Origin of the sequence: Achromobacter xylosoxidans (assembly GCF_001457475.1) — a bacterium.
In the GTDB taxonomy this organism is placed as follows: domain Bacteria; phylum Pseudomonadota; class Gammaproteobacteria; order Burkholderiales; family Burkholderiaceae_B; genus Achromobacter; species Achromobacter xylosoxidans.
Map to the genome: position 1 here is coordinate 5,440,004 of NZ_LN831029.1, position 16,424 is coordinate 5,456,427.

Below are 16,424 nucleotides of genomic sequence, written 5' to 3' on the forward strand. Positions count from 1 at the left end.
CGCCACCGCGTTACCCATGTCCGCTCCCCGCTTCTTCTGCGACGCTCCCCTTTCCGCCGGCGCCCGCATCGCCCTGCCGGAGGCCCTGGCTCACCACGCCATCCGCGTGCTGCGGCTGCGCGCGGGGGAACCCATGGTGCTGTTCAACGGCCAGGGCGGCGAATATCCAGCGGTGCTGGAAATCGAGGGCAAGACCGGCTTCGCCCAGCTGGGCGCGTTCGATCCGCGCGAAGCCGAGCTGGCCGGCCGCATCACCCTGGTACAGGGCCTGCCCGCCGGCGACAAGATGGACTGGGTGGTGGAAAAAGCCGTGGAGCTGGGCGCCGCCCATGTCTGTCCCATCGCCGCGCAGCGCAGCGTGCTGCAACTGGCCGGCCCGCGGCTGGAAAAGCGGGTGGCCCACTGGCAGCGCATCGCGCAGTCGGCCGCCGAACAGTGCGGCCGCAATCGCCTCATGGCGGTCGAGGCGCCCATGGCCCTGGCCGACTGGCTGGCGCGGCCCGCCGATGGCCTGCGCCTGCTGTGCCACCCGCAGGCCGATACCGACCTGGCCGGCCTGCTCGGCGCCACGCCCGGCCTGGCTTCACTGACGCTGCTGGTCGGCCCCGAGGGCGGCTGGTCGGACCAGGAATTGGCCCTGGCGCGCGAGGCCGGCGTGCAGGCCGTCAGGTTCGGCCCGCGCGTGCTGCGCACGGAAACGGCTGGCCTGGCCTTGATCTCAGCCGCCGGGGCGCTGCTGGGCTGGTAACGGCGCGAATGCCGCCCGCCAGGACCTTCAGTCGTTCTCGCCGTAGGGCGCGGCGGCCACGCCGGGCTCGGGGTCCGGGTGCTTGCCCGCGTGCTCCACCACATACGCAAAGGTGCGACCATTTTCGTGGGCGAACTCCGCGGCGTCGGCGCACACCGACTCGATGCGGGCGGCGTCTTCCTCCAGCGCCGGGTCGCCGGAATGCAGCTTGTACAGCCACAGCACCACGCCGGTCTTGTGATCCAGCACGGTGTCGCACAGGCAGTCGTAGAGCGCGTCGAGGTTGCCGCCGAAATACTCGGGGAAATCGACCGCCTTGACGATGGCGCGCAGCACCGCGGAACGGCTGCGGGCCGGGTCGCAATTGGCCACGAACAGTGCCAGGCCGAGCTCGTGCGCGGCGTCGACCACGGCCTTTTTGTCCAGCCCGTCATGGGCCAGCGCTCCACCTCGCTTCAACTGCTTGTGCAGGGTAGATTGGGCATTGCGCGTCATGCCTGTGCCTCCTTGAAAAAGGCGATCACTTCATCGTTACGCTGCATCGTATCGGCATAACCCAGTTCGATCAATCGCTTGGTGTAGCTGGACTCGAACAACAGGTAGGACATCAGCGCACCGCCCCCGGGACGGCCTGGGTCGGACGATACACCGAGTACGCGGAAAAGGGCACGGGCCTGCGCCGGCATGTCGCCCAGGTGCTCCAGCGCCAGCGAATCCAGCGAGCGGCTCGGGGTGATGGTCAGCACCTGGATGCGGCGCACGGTGACCGGCTCGCCCCCATCGCGTGGAACGGCCTGGTCGACCAGGTAGTTCATCCGCTCCAGGCGCTCGACGTCCATCGACAGGCCGTCCAGGAAAATGCTGGACAGGGCATGCCCGCCCACCTGGGCCAGGGAGGGATACGGCGGGGAATCCTCGCGGTGTTCAGGATGGGTGTCGTCGCGAAAGCCGGTGCCGATCACCAGCACCCGGTGCGCGCCCAGGTGGATGGCGGGGCTGATCGGCGCCAGCTGCCGCATGGAACCGTCGCCGCACCACTCGCCCTTGCCGTGCACCTTGATCTGCCGGGCCGGGAAGACGAAGGGAATGGCGGACGACGCCATCAGGTGATCGACCGTGATCGGCGTCGGGATGGCCAGCCGCAGGTAGCGGTGCCAGGGCTCGATCGGCGTGTGCGCCTGGTAGAAGGTCAGGTGCTCGCCGCTGGTGTAGCCCGAGGCCGTGATCGCCAGCGCCGACAGGGCGCCGCTTTCCAGGCTGGACTGCAGGTGGTCGAAATCCAGTACCCGCGCCAGCAGCGCCTGCATCGGGCTGTTGTCCAGCAGCGACTGCGGCCGCTTGCGCGTCAGGCCGGAGTACATCCACCCCAGCGACAGCAGCCCCAGCCAGCGCACGCCCGTGCGGATCAGGCCGGGCGCGTCGGCCCGGTAGATCATGTCGGTGTTGAGCGACGACCACAGGCGCCGGATGCGCCGTACGCCCAGGTGGGGGCGCTCGGCCCGGCAGGCCAGCGCGGCGGCGTTGATGGCGCCGGCGGACGTGCCGCAGATGATGTCGAAGGGATTCTTGAAACGCGAATGCCAGTCGGGGTCCAGCAGCTCCATGATGGCGCTGAGCACGCCCACCTGATAGGCGGCGCGGGCGCCGCCGCCTGTCAGGACCAGGCCGGTCGGCGTGCGCGGGCACGCCGGACCGCCATTGGTGACTTCAACGCGGGGTATTGGCATCGACCACCGTCATCGCGGTCATGTTGACGATGCGGCGCACGGTCGAGCTGGAAGTGAGGATGTGCACCGGCGCGTTGGCGCCCAGCAGGAACGGGCCGACCGCCACGTTGCCGCCGGCCGCCGTCTTGAGCAGGTTGTAGGCGATGTTGCCGGCGTCCACGTTCGGGCACACCAGCAGGTTGGCCTCGCCCTTGAGCGTGGAGGACGGCAGGATCCGCAGGCGCAGCGCTTCATCCAGCGCGCAGTCGCCGTGCATTTCGCCGTCGATCTCCAGTTCCGGCTCGGCTTGGCGCACCAGTTCCAGCGCGCGGCGCATCTTGGCGCCCGAAGCCGAGCTGCCCGAACCGAAGTTCGAGCGCGACAGCAGCGCCACCTTCGGCGCCAGGAACATGCGCTGCATTTCCTTGGCCGCGGCGATGGTGAACTCGGCGATCTGCTCGGCCGTCGGTTCGTCGTTGACGTGCGTGTCCACCAGCACCACCGTGCGCTCGTTGAGCAGCAGGATGTTCATGGCGGCGTAGACGTTGCGGCCCGGCCGGCGGCCGATCACTTCGTCGATGAAGCGCAGGTGGTCGTGATACGCGCCGACCGAACCGCAGACCATGCCGTCGGCATCGCCCAGGTGCACCATCATCGCGCCGATCAGCGTCATGCGGCGGCGCATTTCCACGCGCGCCATCTCCTTGGTGATGCCGCGGCGGCACATGCGTTCCCAGTACGTGGTCCAGTACTGGTGGAAGCGTTCGTCGTATTCGGGGTTGGTGACTTCGACGTCCTCGCCCAGGCGCAGGCGCAGGCCGAGTTTCTCGATGCGGGTCAACAGCACCGAGGGACGGCCCACCAGGATGGGACGGGCCAGGCCTTCGTCCACCACTACCTGCACCGCGCGCAGCACGCGCTCGTCCTCGCCTTCGGCGAACACGATGCGGGCCGGGCCGCCTTCGCGCACGATGCGCTTGGCGGCCGAGAACAGCGGCTTCATGAAGGCGCCGGAGTGGTACACGAACTGCTGCAGCTGCTCTTCGTAGGCTTCCAGGTCTGGCAGCGGACGCGTGGCCACGCCGCCTTCCATGGCGGCCTTGGCCACCGCCGGCGCGATGCGCACGATCAGGCGCGGATCGAACGGCTTGGGAATCAGGTATTCGGGGCCGAACGAGATATCGAACGTGCCGTAGGCGGCGGCCACCACCTCGTTCTGCTCTTCCTCGGCCAGCTCGGCGATGGCGTACACCGCCGCCTTTTCCATTTCACGGGTGATGGTGGTGGCGCCCACGTCCAGCGCCCCGCGGAAGATGTACGGGAAGCACAGCACGTTGTTGACCTGGTTCGGGTAGTCCGAACGGCCCGTTGCCATCACCACGTCGTCGCGCACGGAATGGGCGAGTTCGGGCAGGATCTCGGGCGTGGGATTGGCCAGCGCCAGGATCAGCGGGCGCGGGCCCATGGCCGCGACCATCTCCGGCTTGAGCACGCCGCCGGCCGACAGGCCCAGGAACACGTCCGCGCCCTCGATCACCTCGGCCAGCTTGCGGGCGTCGGTCTTCTGCGCGAAACGCGCCTTGTCCGGGTCCATCAGCGTGGTGCGGCCTTCGTAGACCACGCCTTCGATGTCGGTGACCCAGATGTTCTCCAGCGGCAGCCCCAGGTCCACCATCAGGTCCAGGCAGGCCAGCGCGGCCGCGCCGGCGCCCGACGTCACCACCTTGACCTTGTCGATGTCCTTGCCCACGACCTTCAGGCCGTTGATGAAGGCCGCCGACACACAGATCGCGGTGCCGTGCTGGTCGTCGTGGAAGACGGGGATCTTCATGCGCTCGCGCAGCTTGCGCTCGACGGTGAAGCATTCGGGCGCCTTGATGTCTTCCAGGTTGATGCCGCCGAAGGTGGCTTCCAGGCCGGCGATGATCTCGACCAGCTTGTCCGGGTCGGTCTCGTTGATCTCGATGTCGAACACGTCCAGCCCGGCGAACTTCTTGAACAGCACCGCCTTGCCTTCCATCACCGGCTTGGAGGCCAGCGCGCCGATGTTGCCCAGGCCCAGCACCGCGGTGCCGTTGGTGATCACGCCCACCAGGTTGCCGCGCGCGGTGTAGCGGAACACATTGGCAGGGTCCGCCACGATTTCCTCACAGGCCGCCGCCACCCCGGGCGAGTACGCCAGGGCCAGGTCACGTTGGTTGGAGAGCTGCTTGGTCGGCGTGACGGAGATTTTGCCGGGACGGCCGTGCTCGTGGTATTCAAGGGCGGCTTTGCGGAGGTTGGCATCCATAGGGGCGGCTACTGGCTAGAGTGAGGAACACGAAAGGGGGCAATTCTATTCCGATGGCGGGCCGGACGAAACGTTCCCGCTGGGGGCCGCCGGCGCGCACGGCCGCCATGGCCGCGGGCGCCGCCCATCTTACCCCCGGCTTACAAATTGTCGCCATCCGGGCGCGCCGCCAATTCGGGAAAACGCCCATACGGATCGAACAGCGCCTTGATCCGCGCGCGCAGCGCGGCGGCCTGCGGCGGCGCGGCGTCGCCCGACGCGGAATCGGCCGGCGCCGCCCCGATGGCCAGCGTCACCCCCTGCACCCAGGCCAGCGTGCCGCCGTGTCCCAGCACCAGATGCGCCAGGTTGACGGTGGCGGGCGCCTCGGGCGCCAGCGCATCCAGGCGGTAGCGCGCGCCCCAGCGCGGCGCCGCGCGGCAGGCGCTGGCCAGTTCGCCTGCGGCCAGCTGGAACAGCGCCGGCACCAGCCGTTGCACCGTCGCCGACCGCAGCGGCTGCACGTCGTCCGTGCCAAAGGGGCCCAGGGTTTCCTCCACCCCATCGGCCAGCAGCAGGTCCACGGCCAGCACGCCCGAATCGGCGCAGCGTCCCATCGGCCAGGCCGCCGGGGCCGCCAGCCATTGCGCCAGGGTCATGCTGCCCGGCAGCCCGTCGAACTGCCGCAGGCCCGCCTGCGCCAGGGCGGCCAGCGGCACGCCCGGCTGGGCGCGCCAGCGCGGAGTCGGCCCCGCCAACCGCGCCAGCCCCGCCAGGCGGCCGGGATCGACCGCCAGCAGCGGCCCGCTCACCGGCGCGAACGGCCCCTGCGCCTCGTCCAGCGCCATCACCACGCCATACTCGGCGCACAGCGCGCGCGCCTGGGCCACGTCCGCCTCGCGCTGCGGCGCCAGCATGGCGCGCGGCCCCAGGCCCGGCGCCTCGCCCAGGTCGCGCACGGCCCCCTGGCACAACAGCGCCAGCCGTTGCAGGAAAGTGGCCCAGGGTGTCTGGACCGGCCGTCGGCCAAGGAGGAAAGCGCGCCGCGATGGCTGCATGACTACAATCCTTTTTTCCGCTTCAAATCGCCTTCGAGATTCCGATGCCCCGCCTTGCCGCCCGTACCAACGATTTCCTGACCTTCCAGGTGGTTGAACTGTTCAAGCAGGCGCAAGCGCTGCAGGCGGCGGGCAAGGACATCATCAGCCTGGGCATCGGCGAACCGGACTTTACCGCGCCGCCCCAGGTCGTGGAAGCGCTGCAGCGCGCGGCGCAGGCCGGCCACAGCGGCTACAGCGCCCCGGCCGGCCTGATGCCGCTGCGCGAAGCCATCGCCCGGTTCTACCACGAACAGTTCGGCGCCAGGATCGATCCGCGCCGCGTCATCGTCACCGCCGGCGCCTCGGGCGCCCTGACCCTGGCCTGCGCCGCCTTGGTCAACACCGGCGCCGAAGTGCTGATGCCGGACCCCTCCTACCCCGCCAACAGCAACTTCGTGCTCGCGGCCGGCGGCCGGCCGCGCCTGATCCCCAGCTCGGCCGACAAGCGCTTCCAGCTGTCGGCGCAGGACGTCGCCGCGCACTGGACCGAGGCCACCCAGGGCGTGCTGGTGGCCTCGCCCAGCAACCCCACCGGCACCTCCATCGACCATGGCGAACTGGCCAGGCTGCTGGCCGAAGTCCGCGCCCGCGACGGCTTCGCCATCGTCGACGAGATCTACCTGGGCCTGTCGTACGAAGGCCAGCCGCGCTCCGCGCTGACGCTGGACGACGACATCATCGTCATCAACAGCTTCTCCAAGTATTTCCACATGACCGGCTGGCGCCTGGGCTGGATGATCGTGCCCGAGGCCATGGTGGCCGCGGTCGAGAAGATCGCCGGCAGCCTCGCCATCTGCGCTCCCACCCTGGCGCAGCACGCCGCCCTGGCCTGCTTCACCCCCGACGCCCTGCGCACCTTCGAACACCGCCGCGAAGCCTTCAAGCAGCGCCGCGACTACCTGCTGCCCGAGTTCGAACGCCTGGGCCTGAAGGTGCCGGTCAAGCCCGATGGCGCCTTCTACATCTACGCCGACATCAGCGACCTGGCCAACGACAGCGCCGCCTTCTCGCAACGCCTGCTGCTCGAAGCCGGCATCGCCGCCGTGCCCGGGCTGGACTTCGGCCCCGCGCACGGCCGCCACACCATGCGCTTTTCCTACGCCACCGGCCTGGACCGGCTGGAAGAAGCCGTGGCCCGCATGGGCAAGCTGCTGGGCCGCTGACGCTCCGCAAGGCCGCACCGGCGCGGCCCCGCACCGGTCCGCGGCGCCCCCTGCCGAGGTCACGCCCGGCCACCGCGGGTACACTCGCCGGGCGGCTTTGCGCCGCCCTCTCCCCATCTGACGAAAAGTTAACGTTCAGATAATCCTTGCCATGCAAACTCGCCTGGCAAAGAGGCCGCCTGCCCCTTCCCCTCGCCCGTTGATTCTGGATCGCCGGACCGGTATTTCCAATCCGTCCAGATCTTCCCGACTCAATAGCCAACCCTGTGCTGACGCGGTCTCGGGCGCCCCCCTTCCACTTATATTTTTCCGTTCATTTTTCGGCATTCCGGCCAGGCCCGGCCGCGCCGCGTGACACGGCGCCGACCCAGGAGAAATCGCATGATCCCGCCCAAGACAAGGACCGTCCGCCCCGGTTGGCGCGGAGCGTTGGCGGCCGCGTGGCTGGCGGCCTGCCTGCTGCCCCTGCCGGCGCATGCCCTGGGACCGGGATGTCAGCTCGACCCTTCGCGAGCCGGGAACTACGCGCAAGACACGGGCATATCCTACGCGTTGGGCAAGCTGGCGCCCGACATCCTTACGCTGGACAAATCGAATCCCCCAGGCATGGTCGTGTATGACCAGCCCCTGCCACCGGTCCCCTGGGTCTGCACTGCGGGACTCGCAACCCAACACCCTTTCCTGACACCCGGCGGATACATGCAGGTGGTGCTGAAGGAACTGGCCAAGACCGGCCTGAAAATGGTTCTGCTGATCGACAACTATCCACCCTGGGAACCGACAGGCAATACCACCGACGACAAGCTTCCCCTGACCAGCGCCATTTATGCGCCCAAGTCGGCAACGGATCCCACCCTGACGGCCAAGGGGGTATTGCTCGGCAGGATGCAACTCGTCGTCGTAACGCCTCCCACGAGGCCGATCAGTGCCTATTTCGGCCCCATGGACGATATCGTCAGAATGCACCCCGGCTACCTGGCCGCCACGAACAGGATCCAGATCGGATCGACCAACGGCACCAGGGTGGCCCTCATTCCCAGATGCATCGCGAAGATTTCGACACCGGGAACGGTCCACTTGGGCAGAGCCTACGGGGTCGGCCATCTGCCACTGCCTGCCCCGGTAAATTTCGTGCTCTCTGCGGATTTCGACGAAAGCTGCGACGGCGGCTTTCGCATCGTCGACCTGGGCCCGCTCACCGTGCCGCTCAAGGTCAGGTTCCAGCCCGAGGGCAACCAGGAACTCACTCCGTTCGATAGCGCAATCGTATTGAAGAACAGCGACGGGCAGCCCAATGGCCTGGCGCTCGGGATCAAGGCGGCCGGGGCGTTCCCCATCACATTCAACCAATGGCACGACACACCCACCTCGCTGACTGTGAGCAATCGGCCATTGCCCCTGTACTACTCGGCGCAATTGCAAAAGACCGGCGCGCCGATGGTGCCGGGCGAATTCAGCCAGCAGGTCACGATCCAGGTGACCTTTCAGTGAACATCGCAAGATAGCGCGGCAGCGCCGCGCGTTCGCGAGGCGCCCCGCGCGCCGCCACCCAGGCATCTGACGAGAAGTTAACGTTCAGATAATCCTTGCCATGCAAACTCGCCGGGCGTCACGGCTTCCGTGCCACGCCCCGGTGAATCCCGACTGCCATGGCGGGCCTTCGCGCCCGCCGAAATCGCCCGGAACCAATAGCCACGCCCATCGCGGCGCGGCATTTCCGCGCGTGGCCACCGATATTCCCCGAGGACTTTTCCGCAATCCGGCCGGCCGCCGCGCGGCCCGGCCGCGCCTATCCAGGAGTCAATTCATGATCAAGCGGATCGCGACGATGGTCCGCCGCCCCCGGCGTGGCGCGCTGGCGGTGGCGGGAAGCCTATTCGCCTGCCTGCTGCCGGTTGCCGCCCATGCGCTGGGCCCCGGGTGCCAGCTCGACCCGAAGCGGGCCGGCAACTACACACAGGACATGGGAACGCAGACCGCGCCCGGGCAATTCGCGCCAACGCTCCTGACGTTGGACAAGTCCAATCCGCCCGGCACGGTCGTCTACGATGCCCCCTTGCCGCCCGTGCCTTGGGTGTGCGTCAGCAACAGTGCGAGCACGGCGCCTTTCCTGGTGTCCGGGGGGAACTTGACCTCGGTACTGAACGAGTTGCGCAGGGTTGGACTGAAACTCATCATCAAGATCAACGGTTACCCGGACTGGGAACCCACAGGCAACACCACCGACGACAGATTCCGCTTGAGCGCCGAGCGTTACGCTCCCAAGTCCGCGACAGACCCCACGCTCACGGCGGCAGGGCTGCTGCTCGGCAGGCTGCAACTGGTCACCGTCACGCCTCCGACCCAAGCCGTCAGGGCCTACTTCCCCCCGTACGCCGACCTGGTCAGGATGCATTACGCATTCATCCATACGAATCACATCGAGATCGGCTCCAGCAACGACACGGCCATAAGCCTGATCCCGACATGCATCGCCAAAATCTCGACGCCCGGCACGGTTCACCTGGGCAGGGCATACAGCGTGGGCAATCTGCCGCTGCCAGCGCCCACGCAGTTCACCATTGCCGCGGATTTCAACGAAGCCTGCGATGGCGGTTTCCGCGTCATCGACCTGGGCAACATGGTGGTTCCACTGCAGATCAAGTTCCAGCCCGAAGGCGGCGCGGTGCTGACGTCCAAAAACCAGAACATCGAGCTGAAAAACACCGACGGCACGCCGAACGGCCTTGCGCTGCAAGTCAAGGAAAACGGCGCCATTCCGATCGCCTTCAATGAATGGCGCGCGACCGAGTCATTGAGCGTTGCCCAGCATCCCAGGAACCTGTACTACTCGGCGGAACTGATGAAGACCGGCGCGGCGCTGGTGCCGGGGACGTTCAGCCAGCAAGTCACGATACTCGTGACCTTTCGCTGATCCCCGGCCTCGATCCACGGACCAGCGCGATCAGTCGCGGGCCAGCGCAATCCCCGATGCCAGCGCCAGGCGCCGACGCTCGGCCTGCACCTTGGCGCCGTAGCCGTTGTCGTCCGGCCCGGTCGAGCCGACATAGCAGGCCAGGCCGCCATCGACCGAGCCGCGCCGGTTGATGCAGTCGCGCAGGATGGTCGCGCCCACGGCGATGTTGGCGCCCGGGTCCAGCGGGTTCTTGCCCACGGCATCGAACTTGTCCTGGTGCACGCTCGTCATCACCTGCATCAGGCCTTGCGCGCCGACATGGCTTTCGGCCAGCGGGTTGTAGCGTGATTCGATGGCGATCACGGCCAGCAGCAGCAGCGGATCCAGCTGCTTCTCGCGGCCCACCTTGTACACGGTGTTCAGAAGCGGGCCGGTCGCGTCATAGGCGACCTTGTACTTGCGCGAAATATAGTTGCGCAACGCTTCGGCCTGCGGGCCGGTGGCGACCATGGCGGGCTTCTTGGGCGCGGCGGGCGCCGCGCGGGCAGGCCCCAGCATGCCGGTCGCATTGCTGGACGGCGCGGTGGGAACGGCCATGGCGATCGCCGACGAGGAATCGGCGCCGAGTTCGGACCCGGCTTCGGATTCGACGCCGGTCTGCATGGATGAAGGCGCGAGGGCGGTCAACAAGGCTTTGTGCACTTGCAATGCCTGGTCGCGCAAACCGGGCAAGGCGAATCCCATGCTTACCGTCACGATCACCGCAATGCCCAGGTAGAGGGCGCAGATGCGCAGTGATTCGGCAAGATATTGGTGCACTCCTTGGGCCATGCTCCTGAACAGGCTGGCCACTGACGCATCGGGCATGAAAACCTCCTGCGTTAAAAAAGAGGGAGTCAATGTTAACCTCTCTTTCTACCCAAGATGTAACCAAATAGCCGGGATCTGTAGTGAAATACCGCGACCTTAGAGACTTCCTCGCCCAACTTGAACGCATGGGCGAGCTCAAACGCATCGCCGCGCCGGTCTCGACGCGCCTGGAAATGACCGAGATTTCCGACCGCGTGCTGCGCGCCGAGGGCCCGGCCCTGCTGTTCGAAAAGGCCCTGCACGACGGCAAGCCGGCCGGGATGCCGGTGCTGGCCAACCTGTTCGGCACGCCCTCGCGGGTGGCGCGCGGCATGGGCGCCGACGACGTCAGCGCGCTGCGCGACATCGGCGAACTGCTGGCCTCGCTGCGCGAGCCCGAGGCGCCCAAGGGCCTGCGCGATGCGCTGGCCAAGGTGTCGATGCTGAAGTCGGCGCTGTGGGACATGAGCCCGAAGAACGTCAAGAGCCCGGCCTGCCAGGAGATCGTCTGGGAAGGCAAGGACGTGGACCTGACGCGCCTGCCGATCCAGACCTGCTGGCCCGGCGACGTGGCGCCGCTCTTGACCTGGGGCCTGGTGATCACGCGCGGCCCCAACGCCCGCCGCCAGAACCTGGGCATCTACCGCCAGCAACTGCTGGGCCCGAACAAGCTCATCATGCGCTGGCTGTCGCACCGCGGCGGCGCGCTCGATTTCCGCGACCACGCGCTGGCCCATCCGGGCACCCCCTTCCCCATCGCCGTGGCGCTGGGCGCCGACCCGGCCACCACGCTGGGCGCGGTCACCCCGGTGCCGGACAGCCTGTCCGAATACCAGTTCGCCGGCCTGCTGCGCGGCTCGCGCACCGAGGTGGCGCAGGCGCTGGGCAGCAACCTGTCGGTGCCGGCCTGGGCCGAGATCGTGCTGGAAGGCCACCTGCTGCCGTCGTCGGATCCGCGCGCCATCGCGCCGGTGGTACCGGACGGCGTCAATCCGCCGCCCCACAGCGACTACGAGATGGCGCTGGAAGGCCCCTACGGCGACCATACCGGTTACTACAACGAGCAGGACTGGTTCCCGGTGTTCACGGTCGAGCGCATCACCTTGCGCCGCAACCCCATCTACCACTCCACCTACACCGGCAAACCGCCCGATGAACCCGCGGTGCTGGGCGTGGCGCTCAATGAGGTATTCGTGCCGCTGCTGCGGCGCCAGCTGCCGGAAATCGTCGACTTCTACCTGCCGCCCGAGGGCTGCAGCTACCGCCTGGCGGTGGTGTCGATCCGCAAGCAGTACGCCGGCCACGCCAAGCGCGTCATGTTCGGGCTGTGGAGCATCCTGCGCCAGTTCATGTACACCAAGTTCATCGTGGTGGTGGACGAGGACATCAATCCGCGCGACTGGAAGGAAGTGGTGTGGGCCATGACCACGCGCATGGACCCGGTGCGCGATACGCTGCTGGTCGAGAACACGCCCATCGACTACCTGGACTTCGCCTCGCCGGTGTCCGGCCTGGGCGGCAAGATGGGCCTGGACGCCACCAACAAATGGCCCGGCGAAACCCAGCGCGAATGGGGCACGCCCATCACCATGGACGCCGACGTCAAGAAGCGGGTGGACGACATGTGGGGGCAGCTGGGGCTGTAGCCCGATGGCCGGGCCTGCCGCCCTGGCCGCATCCCCCGCCCCAAAAGAAAACCCGCCGTATCCGGCGGGTTTTCTTTTGGGGGACGCAGAGACCAGAATCAGCGCGCGTCGTTGCGTTCGTCGCGCGAATCGCGCCAGAGCTTGAACACCTGCCAGCCCACCAGCGCGCCGCCGGCCAGCTTGAGCAGCTTGGACTTGCCGCCGCCGCGCATGAACATGGCCGACAGCGACGAGCTGATGAGCGGATAGCGCCGCGCCAGGCCGATGGCCTGCATGGCCCAGCGCGATGCCCCGCCCGAGGCCAGCCCGGGCAGCAAGCTCTTGAACAGCGCGGCCGGTTCGAGCCTGCGTCCGGCGGACACGATGCCCTGCGCCAGCGATTCGCGCTCGATGGCGGCGCGGGCGCGCAACAGTTCGATGCGCACGGCGCGGTCGACGGCGGGAGACCTTTTCGTCATGATTCAGTCCTCCTGGCGCCGCTGCGCGCGGTCATCGTCCTGCGCGTCGCGCACGCGTTCGAGCAATTCGGCGTCGCGGCCCAGTTCTTCCAGCGTGGCCGAGAACGGCGGCGGGCCGTAGACCAGGCCGTGGCGCACCACCAGCAGCAGCACCACGCCGACCACCAGGTACAAGGCCGCCAGCAGGCCCAGGGCCAGGTAGCGGTCTTCGGTGGGCCAGAACGCCACCGCGATCGTGATGGTGAACACCAGCACCGCCAGCGTGAGGAACAGCAAGGCGGCGAACGCCATGCCCAGCAGCTTGAGCAGGCGCGCCTTCTCGCCCGCCGCCTCCAGCGCCAGCAGTTCCAGGCGCGTGCGCATCAGCCCGACCAGGCTGGACGCCACGCCAAACACAGATTTGCGTAGACCCATGGCCAAAAGGACACCGGGCGGGCGAGCCGGCCAAAGGCCGGCGCCGCCCGCCCGGAGGTCCTGCCTTGTCAGCGGCGGCTGATCAGCAAGCCGAGCAGCAGGCCGGTCACGCCCGCGATGCCGATGGCTTGCCAGGGATTGTCGTGCACGTAGTCGTCGGTGGCGCGCGCCGCCTTGCGACCGCGTTCGAGCACCGCGTCCTGCGCTTCGTACAGGGCTTCGCGGGTGCGCTTGAGCGAGGTCAGGGCGCGTTCGCGCAATTCAGCGGCCTTGTCGCCGGTGCTGCTGGCGGCTTCGCGCAGCAGGCTTTCGGCGTCGTTCAGGCTGGTCTTGACACTGTCGATGAGTTTTTCTTTTGCGACGTCTTCGGATTTTCTCGTGGCCATGTTTTGAGCTCCTGTTTGTGTCTATGACGAAACCATCATACCAGCCGCTCCGCGATGGGCCCGGCCGGCTTGCTACCGTGTGCTACTTGATTTGCGTAATCTCAACGGCGGACTTGACGCCGCCCTGGTCGATATCCTGCTTCATGACCAGGTTGACCGCCGGGCAGTACCAGTCGGTGACCGTGGTGTTCATGCCGGGGATGGGAATCGTCAGCCCCTGGAACGTGGCCATGGTGGGATCGGAATTGCGGGTGTAGGTGATGGGGTGGCACGACTGCTGCCCCAACGCCGTGTTGATCGCCGCGGCGCGGCCGACCGTCTTGTCGCCGATGCGGACCGTGGTGCTGGGCTGGCCGCCGACCGGCGCTTCCTTGCCGATTTTCAGACGGAACGAATTGCCCGGCAGCTTCTGGCCGGCGCTCAGCTTGCCGTCGTAGGCGAACAGGCCCAGCATGCGCAGGTCGAACTGGCCTTCGGACGGCTTGGGCGCTTCGCCCGCGCTGGCGTACTTCAGGAAGGTGGCCTGGCCGCCCTTGACGGTCATCAGGTAATCGAGCTTGGACTTGCCAGGCGGCAGGCCCGCGTAGCTGAAGCGCGCCACGCCCTGCACGCGGGCGCGGCAGTTGTCGCCATTGCTTTTTGTAACCTCGGCGAAGGTCAGGTCGGCGCCCAGCGCGATATTGCCGGAGCCGGTCAGTTGCACCGCGCCGCCGTCATGCATGAACTGCGCATCGCAGACGCCGGCCTGCGCCGCGCCGGCCGCGCCCAGCGCGCCGGCCACAAATACCAGGGATGCCAATTTTCGCAACGCCACAAGCCACTCCAGAAATCCAGGAAACGCACCGCGCGCCGGTCCGCGCGCGGCTGGCTTGATACTACACCGGTTGGCGAAACCGGCGCATGACGGAACGTGTCAGCCGGACGACGCGCCGCGACGCCCCCCGACCGCCCCAATGGACCGCAACGGCTCGCCACGATCGGGCGACCGGGCGACCCGCCGGCGTAGGCGCGGCGCCCTTGCCCATCGATCCCCTCGCTAGGCCACGGCCCGCGAGCCGGTGGCCTCGGCGTCGATATCCCCATCGGGCACGGCGGCCAGCGCCACGGCAGCCTGGGCGCGTTCCGGGTTGCCATGGCGCCGGTGCAGGAAATCGACCACCGCCGCGCGGCACGACAGATAGACAGGATCGTTGGCCAGGCGCACCCGGTCGCGCGGGCGCGGCAGCGGCACCGGCAGGATTTCGCCGATGGTCGCGGCCGGCCCGTTGGTCAGCATGACGATGCGGTCGGACAGCAGCACCGCCTCGTCCACGTCGTGGGTCACCATGATGGTGGTGGTGCGGGTCTTGGCGACGATCTTGAGCAGTTCGTCCTGCAGGTGCGCGCGGGTCAGCGCGTCGAGCGCGCCGAACGGCTCGTCCATCAGCAGCACGCCCGGCTCGATGGCGAGCGCGCGGGCGATGCCGACGCGCTGCTTCATGCCGCCCGAGATCTCGCGCGGCAGCTTGTTCTGCGCCGGCAGCAGGCCCACCAGGTCCAGCGCGGCGCGGGTGCGCTCGGCCAGCTGGGCGCGCTTTTCCGAGGCGCCGAAGACCCGTTCCACCGCCAGGTGCACGTTCTGGAAGCAGGTCAGCCAGGGCAGCAGCGAATGGTTCTGGAACACCACGGCGCGGTCCGGGCCGGGGCCGGTGATTTCGCGCTCGGCGCACAGCAGCACGCCGCTGGTCGGACGGGTCAGGCCGGCGATCAGGTTCAGCAAGGTGGACTTGCCGCAACCGGAATGGCCGATGAGGGTGATGAACTCGCCCTGCTCCACCGTCAGGTCGATGTCGCGCAGCGCGACGAAGGCGCCCTTGCGGGTGGCGAAGGTCTGGCCCACGCGCTCGATGCGTACGAATTTCTTCATGGCGCTACTCCTCGGTGTAGGTGAAGCGGCGGGCCAGCGCGACCAGCAGCGTTTCCAGGATCAACCCGACGATGCCGATCACGAAAATGGCGATGACGATGTGCTCGACCTTCAGGTTGTTCCACTCGTCCCACAGCCAGAAGCCGATGCCGGTGCCGCCGGTCAGCATCTCGGCCGCGACGATCACCAGCCAGGCGGTGCCGATGGACAGCCGCACGCCGGTCAGCATGTACGGCAGCACGGCCGGCAGCAGCACGTTGGTGGTGACCTTCCATTCCGACAGGTTGAGCACGCGCGCCACGTTCAGGTAGTCCTGCGGCACGCGCGACACGCCGACCGCCGTGTTGATGATCATGGGCCAGATCGAACAGATGAAGATCGCCCAGATCGCGGCCGGGTTGGCGGCCTTGAACAGCAGCAGGCCGAGCGGCAGCCACGCCAGCGGCGACACCGGCCGCAACAGGCTGACAATGGGCGAGAACATCGCCCGCACCGGCGCGTAGCGGCCAATGGCAAAGCCCACCGGGATGCCCACCAGCGCGGCCAGGCCGAAGCCGATGCCGACCCGCTGCAGCGAGGCCAGCAGGTTCCAGCCGATGCCCTTGTCGTTGGGACCGTTGTCGTAGAACGGATCCGAGAACAATGCCACCGCCGCCTGCCAGGTCACGCCCGGCGTGGGGATCTCCGGGATGCGCATGGCGACCACCTGCCAGACCAGCACGAACAGCGCGAAACCGGCCACCGGGCCGACCACGGCGCGCAGCGCCGCTTCCAGCCGTTCGCGCCAGGCATCGGCCCATTGCGGGGGGGGCGTGGCGGGCGCGGCAGGCTGCGGCGCCGGCGCGGCGGCGGCCCGTTCCATACTCGTTACGGTAGACATGGC

At 68.0% G+C, this 16,424-nt stretch carries 16 protein-coding genes; 5 read left to right on the plus strand and 11 right to left on the minus strand.

The window, feature by feature from the left end:
• The first annotated feature begins 16 nt into the window (after nt 1–16).
• Nucleotides 17–748, plus strand: a complete 732-nt coding sequence (locus AT699_RS24500) for a 16S rRNA (uracil(1498)-N(3))-methyltransferase (protein WP_024070160.1) — start codon at nt 17–19, stop codon at nt 746–748.
• Between the two features lie 27 nt (nt 749–775).
• Here AT699_RS24500 and AT699_RS24505 read toward each other — a convergent pair whose 3' ends face one another.
• The 4 genes from AT699_RS24505 to AT699_RS24520 all read right to left on the minus strand — a co-directional run bounded on the left by AT699_RS24505 (nt 776) and on the right by AT699_RS24520 (nt 5,781).
• Nucleotides 776–1,243, minus strand: coding sequence for a barstar family protein (locus tag AT699_RS24505; protein WP_006385613.1), 468 nt, complete (start codon nt 1,241–1,243; stop codon nt 776–778).
• Nucleotides 1,240–2,475, minus strand: coding sequence for a patatin-like phospholipase family protein (locus tag AT699_RS24510; RefSeq protein ID WP_020926688.1), 1,236 nt, complete (start codon nt 2,473–2,475; stop codon nt 1,240–1,242). The genes AT699_RS24505 and AT699_RS24510 overlap by 4 nt, the downstream gene beginning before the upstream one ends.
• Nucleotides 2,456–4,744, minus strand: coding sequence for an NADP-dependent malic enzyme (locus AT699_RS24515; protein WP_024070161.1), 2,289 nt, complete (start codon nt 4,742–4,744; stop codon nt 2,456–2,458). The genes AT699_RS24510 and AT699_RS24515 overlap by 20 nt, the downstream gene beginning before the upstream one ends.
• 140 nt (nt 4,745–4,884) lie before the next feature.
• Nucleotides 4,885–5,781, minus strand: a complete 897-nt coding sequence (locus tag AT699_RS24520) for an FAD-binding oxidoreductase (RefSeq protein ID WP_024070162.1) — start codon at nt 5,779–5,781, stop codon at nt 4,885–4,887.
• 44 nt (nt 5,782–5,825) lie between these two features.
• Between AT699_RS24520 and AT699_RS24525 the strand changes: the two genes are divergently transcribed.
• The 3 genes from AT699_RS24525 to AT699_RS24535 all read left to right on the plus strand — a co-directional run bounded on the left by AT699_RS24525 (nt 5,826) and on the right by AT699_RS24535 (nt 9,900).
• Nucleotides 5,826–6,986 carry a pyridoxal phosphate-dependent aminotransferase gene (locus AT699_RS24525; RefSeq protein ID WP_020926685.1) on the plus strand — a complete coding sequence of 387 codons (1,161 nt, stop codon included), beginning with the start codon at nt 5,826–5,828 and terminating at the stop codon, nt 6,984–6,986.
• 381 nt (nt 6,987–7,367) lie between these two features.
• Nucleotides 7,368–8,477, plus strand: a complete 1,110-nt coding sequence (locus tag AT699_RS24530) for a fimbrial protein (RefSeq protein WP_054449045.1) — start codon at nt 7,368–7,370, stop codon at nt 8,475–8,477.
• Between the two features lie 316 nt (nt 8,478–8,793).
• On the plus strand, nt 8,794–9,900 hold the full coding sequence (locus AT699_RS24535; RefSeq protein WP_058207474.1) for a hypothetical protein: 1,107 nt from the start codon (nt 8,794–8,796) through the stop codon (nt 9,898–9,900).
• 30 nt (nt 9,901–9,930) lie between these two features.
• Here AT699_RS24535 and AT699_RS24540 read toward each other — a convergent pair whose 3' ends face one another.
• Nucleotides 9,931–10,749 carry a lytic transglycosylase domain-containing protein gene (locus AT699_RS24540; RefSeq protein ID WP_006386629.1) on the minus strand — a complete coding sequence of 273 codons (819 nt, stop codon included), beginning with the start codon at nt 10,747–10,749 and terminating at the stop codon, nt 9,931–9,933.
• An 83-nt stretch (nt 10,750–10,832) separates the two neighbouring features.
• On the opposite strand from AT699_RS24540, the gene ubiD reads away from it, so the two are divergent.
• On the plus strand, nt 10,833–12,377 hold the full coding sequence (ubiD, locus tag AT699_RS24545; protein ID WP_054449043.1) for a 4-hydroxy-3-polyprenylbenzoate decarboxylase: 1,545 nt from the start codon (nt 10,833–10,835) through the stop codon (nt 12,375–12,377).
• 98 nt (nt 12,378–12,475) lie between these two features.
• Here the strand turns inward: ubiD and AT699_RS24550 are convergent, their stop codons facing one another.
• From AT699_RS24550 to ntrB, 6 genes are all read right to left on the minus strand, one after another.
• Nucleotides 12,476–12,835 (minus strand): hypothetical protein, encoded by a 360-nt coding sequence (locus AT699_RS24550; RefSeq protein WP_006386631.1) that lies wholly within the window; start codon nt 12,833–12,835, stop codon nt 12,476–12,478.
• Between the two features lie 3 nt (nt 12,836–12,838).
• Nucleotides 12,839–13,249, minus strand: a complete 411-nt coding sequence (locus tag AT699_RS24555; RefSeq protein ID WP_006386632.1) for a phage holin family protein — start codon at nt 13,247–13,249, stop codon at nt 12,839–12,841.
• 68 nt (nt 13,250–13,317) lie between these two features.
• Complete coding sequence (locus tag AT699_RS24560; protein WP_006386633.1) at nt 13,318–13,635, minus strand: ElaB/YgaM/YqjD family protein; 318 nt, start codon at nt 13,633–13,635, stop codon at nt 13,318–13,320.
• 82 nt (nt 13,636–13,717) lie between these two features.
• Nucleotides 13,718–14,443: a hypothetical protein gene (locus tag AT699_RS24565; RefSeq protein WP_026384962.1), complete on the minus strand. Its 726-nt coding sequence runs from the start codon at nt 14,441–14,443 to the stop codon at nt 13,718–13,720.
• 228 nt (nt 14,444–14,671) lie between these two features.
• Nucleotides 14,672–15,541, minus strand: a complete 870-nt coding sequence (locus AT699_RS24570) for an ABC transporter ATP-binding protein (protein WP_006386635.1) — start codon at nt 15,539–15,541, stop codon at nt 14,672–14,674.
• Between the two features lie 4 nt (nt 15,542–15,545).
• On the minus strand, nt 15,546–16,421 hold the full coding sequence (gene ntrB / locus AT699_RS24575) for a nitrate ABC transporter permease (protein ID WP_054449042.1): 876 nt from the start codon (nt 16,419–16,421) through the stop codon (nt 15,546–15,548).
• Nucleotides 16,422–16,424: the final 3 nt, after the last annotated feature.